The sequence below is a fragment of the Streptomyces muensis genome (assembly GCF_021474425.1).
Lineage (GTDB): Bacteria > Actinomycetota > Actinomycetes > Streptomycetales > Streptomycetaceae > Streptomyces > Streptomyces muensis.
Window position 1 is genome coordinate 1 of the sequence record NZ_JAKEIP010000386.1, and the last position, 5,863, is coordinate 5,863.

At 69.8% G+C, this 5,863-nt stretch carries 3 protein-coding genes and 2 pseudogenes; 1 reads left to right on the forward strand and 4 read right to left on the reverse strand.

Annotated features, from left to right (window positions below):
* A pseudogene (locus L0P92_RS41385) lies at positions 1-433 on the reverse strand (hypothetical protein); the annotation flags it as partial.
* Positions 434-681: 248 nt separating this feature from the next.
* On the opposite strand from L0P92_RS41385, the gene L0P92_RS41390 reads away from it, so the two are divergent.
* On the forward strand, positions 682-1,740 hold the full coding sequence (locus tag L0P92_RS41390; protein WP_234768292.1) for an LPXTG cell wall anchor domain-containing protein: 1,059 nt from the start codon (positions 682-684) through the stop codon (positions 1,738-1,740).
* Positions 1,741-1,839: 99 nt separating this feature from the next.
* Here the strand turns inward: L0P92_RS41390 and L0P92_RS41395 are convergent, their stop codons facing one another.
* The 3 genes and pseudogenes from L0P92_RS41395 to L0P92_RS41405 all read right to left on the reverse strand — a co-directional run.
* The gene (locus tag L0P92_RS41395; protein ID WP_234768293.1) at positions 1,840-3,618 is read right to left on the reverse strand and encodes a GMC family oxidoreductase N-terminal domain-containing protein; all 1,779 of its coding nucleotides are present in this window, start codon (positions 3,616-3,618) and stop codon (positions 1,840-1,842) included.
* Positions 3,619-3,648: 30 nt separating this feature from the next.
* On the reverse strand, positions 3,649-5,262 hold the full coding sequence (locus L0P92_RS41400) for a succinic semialdehyde dehydrogenase (protein WP_234768294.1): 1,614 nt from the start codon (positions 5,260-5,262) through the stop codon (positions 3,649-3,651).
* A gap of 133 nt (positions 5,263-5,395) precedes the next feature.
* Positions 5,396-5,863 (reverse strand): annotated as a pseudogene (locus tag L0P92_RS41405) (serine/threonine protein kinase); the annotation flags it as partial.

The window sequence follows — 5,863 nt, forward strand, 5'->3', positions numbered from 1 at the left end:
CGTATAGCTGTTCGTCGGCAGCGTCAATGTGTATAAGAGACAGGGTGCCGGCGGCCTCGGCGTCCCCCGCCGCGCCGAAGGGGTCGCCGGGTATCAGCGACGGCCGTATCGCCACGACGGCCACGGCGACGGCGAGCGTCACGCCCAGGACGGCCCACAGCCGACGACGCCGGCCGGCCCGCCCGTTCATCTCCTGCCAGGCGGGCCCGGTACGCCAGCCGGGCGGCAGCTCTCCCCGCGCCTCCTGCTGCCGCAGCCGTTCGGTGACCATGCGGGCTCGGGCGGAGGGTTCCTTCGGGGCGGACGTGGTTTCCCGCTCGGCGTCCTGGACGAACTTCTTCCACTCGTCGTCGGATATGGACGACGAGGACGACCCGGCTCCCTCGCCCTCACCGGAACCGGGTCTGGGCCCTTCTGACGGTCTGTCGACCATGCCTGTGCGCTCTCTCTCGATCTGTCGGAGGGAGCTGAGCGTACGTCAGGCCTCGGACATCGCTGAGGCCCAGGGCCCGGTCAGATGTGATGCAGACCACATAAGAAATCCGTTAGTGAAGGCACAACCATTCACAGCCGTCACTGATCAAACCCTGCGAACCAAGGGCCACACCCGCGCCCCACACGCGGAGGCCTCCCTGACACGTGTGCTGCGATGTCGCAGCGCTCCGGACTTTCGAGGTCTTCATGAAGCTTCGCCGTGCACTGGCCGCCGCGGCCACGACGGCTGTCATCGCGCCGATCGCGCTGCTGTCCGCGCCGGTCGCGTTCGCCACGGAGACGCCGACGCCGACGGCGTCGGAGAGCACCCCGGCCGCCGAGGACAGCACGCCCGCGGCCGAGGAGAGCACGCCGGACGCGGAGGAGTCGTCCCCGACTGCCGACGAGAGCACGCCCGAGACCGAGGAGAGCTCCCCGGCCGCGTCCACCTCGCCGAGCGCCAGTGCGAGTGCGAGCGCGTCCACCGAGCCTTCCGGGTCGGCCGAGCCGAGCGAGGAGCCGGACTACCCGTTCTGCGAGGAGGTCGACGAGAACTACGAGGAGCAGGCCCTCGACTCCAAGATCTCCGGACTCCCCGGCAAGATCGTCGCGGGCAGCGGCTGGCACACGTTCTCGCTGACCGTCACCAACACCTCCAAGGCCACCCTCAAGGAGGTCGCGGTCTACGCGGAGGTGGAGAACTTCGAGATCGAGGACCCGGACAAGTTCCTGTCCCCGTACGTCGAGCTGCAGTTCCTCAACCCCGCCACCAAGCAGTGGGAAGAGATCCGCGAGACCTACGAGGACGAGAACGGCGAGACCCAGGAGTGGGCCGGCGGATACTTCTGGGGCCTCGACGAGATGGCCCCGAAGGACTACATCAAGAGCAAGCTGCGCCTCAACGTGCACAAGGACGCGCCCGTCGGTGACGGCTACTCCTTCGGTACGGGTGCCTACCTGGACACGGTCGACGGCCAGGACTGCATCGCCGAGAGCTACGGCACGGACGCCTACTTCACCGTGCTGAAGCCGGGCAGCTCCAACGAGGACCCGGGTGAGGCCAAGCCGGGTGACGGCACCCACAAGCCGGGCCCGGAGACCAAGCCGCAGGGCGGCGTCGAGGAACTGCCGGTCACCGGCAATCTCGCCGAGACCGGCTCCAGCTCCAACCTTCCGGTCATCGGCACCATCGGCGGTATCGCGATCGTCGCCGGTGCGGGCGTCGTGTTCGCCATGAAGCGCCGCAAGGTCGGTGCGGAGGCGTAAGTCACGCCGGTGAGGCTCTGGCTTCACGTGAGAAACGAAGAGGGACCTGCGCTCGGAGGGGGGCGCAGGTCCCTTTTCGTTACCGCTCGCAGGAGGCGGCTACTTCTTCGGCGGCACCACCGGCACGCCCAGGAACGGCAGCCGCAGCGCCCCGAACGCCTCCGTCGGTACCGCCGGGGACAGCGGCTCCACCGGCTTGAGGCGTTCGTACGCCGAGCCCTGGGCCGGGCGGGGGTCCGCCTCGCCCTTGTTGGGCCAGTAGGACATCGCCCGTTCGGCCTGGGCGGTGATCGTCAGGGACGGGTTGACGCCGAGGTTGGCCGAGACCGCCGCTCCGTCGACGACCGAGATGCCGGGGTGGCCGAACAGCCGGTGGTACGGGTCGATCACGCCGGTCTCGGGTGAGTCGCCGATCGGGCAGCCGCCGAGGAAGTGGGCGGTGAGGGGGGTGCCCATGAGTTCGCCGACGTTGGATCCGGCGAAGCCGTTGATGTCGGCCGCGATGGCCGAGGCCGCCTCCGAGGCCGCCCTGATCTGCTTGGGGTTGGGGGCGCCGTGGCCCTGGCGGGCCGTCAGCAGGCCCTTGCCGACGCCGTCCTCCTTCAGATACGTCGTCAGCGAGTTGTCCAGCGACTGCATCACCAGGCCGATGATGGTCCGCTCCGACCAGCGGCGGTTGGACAGGGAGCGCAGGACGAGGAGGGGGTGGCGGGCCGCGTTCGCCAGCCAGGCGCCCACCCGCGAACGGCCCTCGGCGAACGGGACCTGGAGGATCGACAGGCCGCCCATCGAGTTGGAGCCCCTGCCGTAGCGGACCGGCTCGATGTGGGTGTTCTCGTCCGGGTGGATGGACGACGTGATGGCCACCCCGCGGGTGAAGTCGACCTTCGGCGCGCCCGTCGCCCTGCGGTAGCGCCGGTTGTCGGTCTGCGCGCCGACCAGGGCCTCGGAGTTGGTGCGGGTCAGCTCGCCCAGCCTCGGGGAGAGGTACGGGAGTTGACCGCCCGCCTTCATGCGGTGCAGCAGGGTCTGGGTGCCGTACGTGCCGGCCGCGATCACCACTCGGCGGGCCGTGAACAGTCTGCCCTCGTCCTTCTTCCCGCGGTCGGTCGGCAGGGTCGCCACCGCGTAGCCGCCCTGCGAGTCGTCCGTGACGGAGACGACCGTCGTCAGCGGGTGGACGACCGCGCCCGCCTTCTCGGCGAGGTAGAGGTAGTTCTCGTTGAGGGTGTTCTTCGCACCGTGCCGGCAGCCGGTCATGCACTCGCCGCACTCCGTGCACGCCCTGCGCGCAGGTCCCGCCCCGCCGAAGTACGGGTCGGCCACCTCCTGACCCGGCTTGACCTGCGCCTTCCCCTCGGCGTCCTTGCCGTCGCCGAAGAAGACGCCGACCGGCGCCATGTGGAAGCTGTCGCCGACGCCCATCTTCTCCGCGGCCGCCTTGAGGTGGACGTCGGACGGGGTCATCGTCGGGTTGAGCCGCACACCGAGCATGCGCTGGGCCTGGTCGTAGTACGGCTTCAGCTCCTCCTGCCAGTCGGTGATGTCACGCCACTGGGGGTCGTCGAAGAAGGCCTTCGGCGGTACGTAGAGGGTGTTGGCGTAGTTGAGGGAGCCGCCGCCCACGCCCGCGCCGGCGAGCACCATGACGTTGCCGAGCAGGTGGATGCGCTGGATGCCGTACATGCCGAGTTTCGGCGCCCAGAGGTAGTTCCTGAGGTCCCAGGAGTTCTTGGGGAGGCTCTCGCGGGTCCAGCGGCGGCCGGCCTCCAGGACGCCTACGCGGTAGCCCTTCTCGGTGAGACGCAGGGCGGTGACGGAGCCGCCGAAGCCGGAGCCGACGACGATCACGTCGTAGTCATAGGTGTCCTGTGGCACGTGCTCTCCTCGTTGAGAACAGGGGGGTTGTTACTTGAAGCGCAGGGCCTTCATGAGGCGGAGGCTGCGGCTCATGAACTGCGCGTACTTCTCGTCGTCCATCCCCAGCGACGGGGCCATCGGCAGCAGGCGCTGCTGGGCCACCGTCTGGGCCTCGGTGTACTTGAGGATGCCCTCGGAGCCGTGGCGGCGGCCGAGGCCGGAGTCCTTCATGCCGCCCATCGGGGACTGGACGCTGCCGTAGGCGGGGGCGTAGCCCTCGTTGACGTTCACCGTGCCGGTGCGCAGGCGGGCGGCGACGGCGCGGCCGCGGCTGCCGTTCTTCGTCCAGACCGACGAATTGAGGCCGTACGGCGTGGAGTTGGCGTGTTCGACCGCCTCGTCCTCGGTCTTGAAACGGTAGATGGAGACGACCGGGCCGAAGGTCTCCTCGGCGCAGACGCTCATCTCCGGCTCGACGCCGTCGAGGATGGTCGGCTCGAAGAAGTACGGGCCGATGTCGGGGCGGGCCACACCGCCGGCGACGAGCTTCGCGCCCTTGGCCACGGCCTCCTCCACATGCCGGGTGACCGTCTCCAGCTGCCGCTCGCCGACCAGGGAGCCCATGTCGGCGCCGTAGGCGAGGGACTTGCCGAGCCGCATCGCCTTGGTGCGGGCGGCGAAGCGCTCGACGAAGACGTCCGCGATCGACTCGTGGACGTAGAGCCGCTCGATGGAGATGCAGAGCTGGCCGGCGGAGGAGAAGCAGGCGCGGACGGCGCCGGCGGCGGCCTTCTCCACGTCGGCGTCCTCCAGGACCAGCATGGCGTTCTTGCCGCCGAGTTCGAGGGAGACGCCGACCAGTCGGGCGGCGGCGCCCTGGGCGACCTGGCGGCCGGTGCGGGTGGAGCCGGTGAAGGAGACGTAGTCGGCGTGGCTGACGACCTCGGGGCCGACGACCGGGCCCTCGCCGAGGACGACCTGGAAGACATCGGCGGGCAGACCGGCCTCTATGAGCAGGTCACGGGCCCAGAGAGCGGTGAGGCAGGTCTCCGTGTCCGGCTTCATGACGACCGCGTTGCCGGTGACGAACGCCGGGAGCGCGTCGCCGACGGAGAGCTCCAGGGGGTAGTTCCAGGGGGCGATCTGACCCACGACGCCGCGCGGATGGCGCAGTTCGGTGACGCGGGTGAGCGTGGGCATGGCGCCCGCGTGCCGCTTCGGCTTCAAGTAGGCGGGGGCCTTACGGCCGTAATGGCGGGCCGCGACGGCTACGGCCTGCACCTCCTCGTGGGCGTGCAGACGGGCCTTGCCGGTCTCCAGCTGGATGAGGTCGAGGACCTCGGCCTGGCGTTCGAGCAGCAGGTCGTGGAAGCGGAGCAGGACGGCGGCACGCTGCCGTACCGGAACCTGCGCCCAGACCGCCTGGGCCGTGCGGGCCGCCTCGAAGGCCTGCCGCACGTCCTCCGGCGTCGATTCGGGCAGGTCGGCCAGCTTCTCGCCGGTGAACGGCGTGTGATTGGCGGTACGACCGGAGCCGACCACGCCCTTGGTGAGCTGGGCCACCAGCTCGGGGGTGACCACGTCGGCTGCGGTACGGGCGCCCTCCGGGGCGGGGGCGAGGGGGTTCGTGCCGGTCTTGGCCGGGGCCTGCGCGTCCGTCATGAGGCGCAGGGTATGCCGGAGGGCCGGGCTTTGTGTACCCGTCGGTAACGGGGATTCACCGAGTGCTCACATGCCGCCAGTGTCCACTGGCAACAAACGCGCTGATCAGGGCGTTGCCGGGGTCGGCGCCGGGTCACTCGATCTCGAGTCGGTCACGGGCGCCCTTGAAGACGGCGGTGCCCTTCTTCTCCGTGGGCGTGCCCTTGGGCATGTCGACGCGCAGCTCGTACATGCGGTCGTCGCCGGTGACCACGATCAGCTGCATGACGCGGGTCGGGGAGACCTCCTTGTCGTACGTCGTGTCGACGAGGACGGCGTCGTAGCCCTTGAAGGTCGTGCGGGTGTACTGGCCGCTCGCGTCGTGGTTGTAGCTGTCCCAGGTCTCCTGCGCTTCCTGCGCCTGGTCCAGTAAGGGGCGGGGCGACTTGTCCCACTGGGTGAGGCGGACCTGGACGAGGCCGATGTCGTAGACGACGAGCCGTGGCGGGTCGGCGGCGCCGCCCTCGCGCGCGGACTCCTTGTACTCGGCGGGGAGGGAGAGGACGGCGTCCATGTCCTTCTCCCGGTGCTCGACCCAGGTTCCGGCGGAGGGGGTGGGGGT

Excerpts from the sequence above, each read along its gene's own strand:
- L0P92_RS41390 (WP_234768292.1), top strand. The coding sequence starts at position 682 with ATGAAGCTTCGCCGTGCACTGGCCGCCGCGGCCACGACGGCTGTCATC.
- L0P92_RS41400 (WP_234768294.1), bottom strand. The coding sequence starts at position 5,262 with ATGACGGACGCGCAGGCCCCGGCCAAGACCGGCACGAACCCCCTCGCC.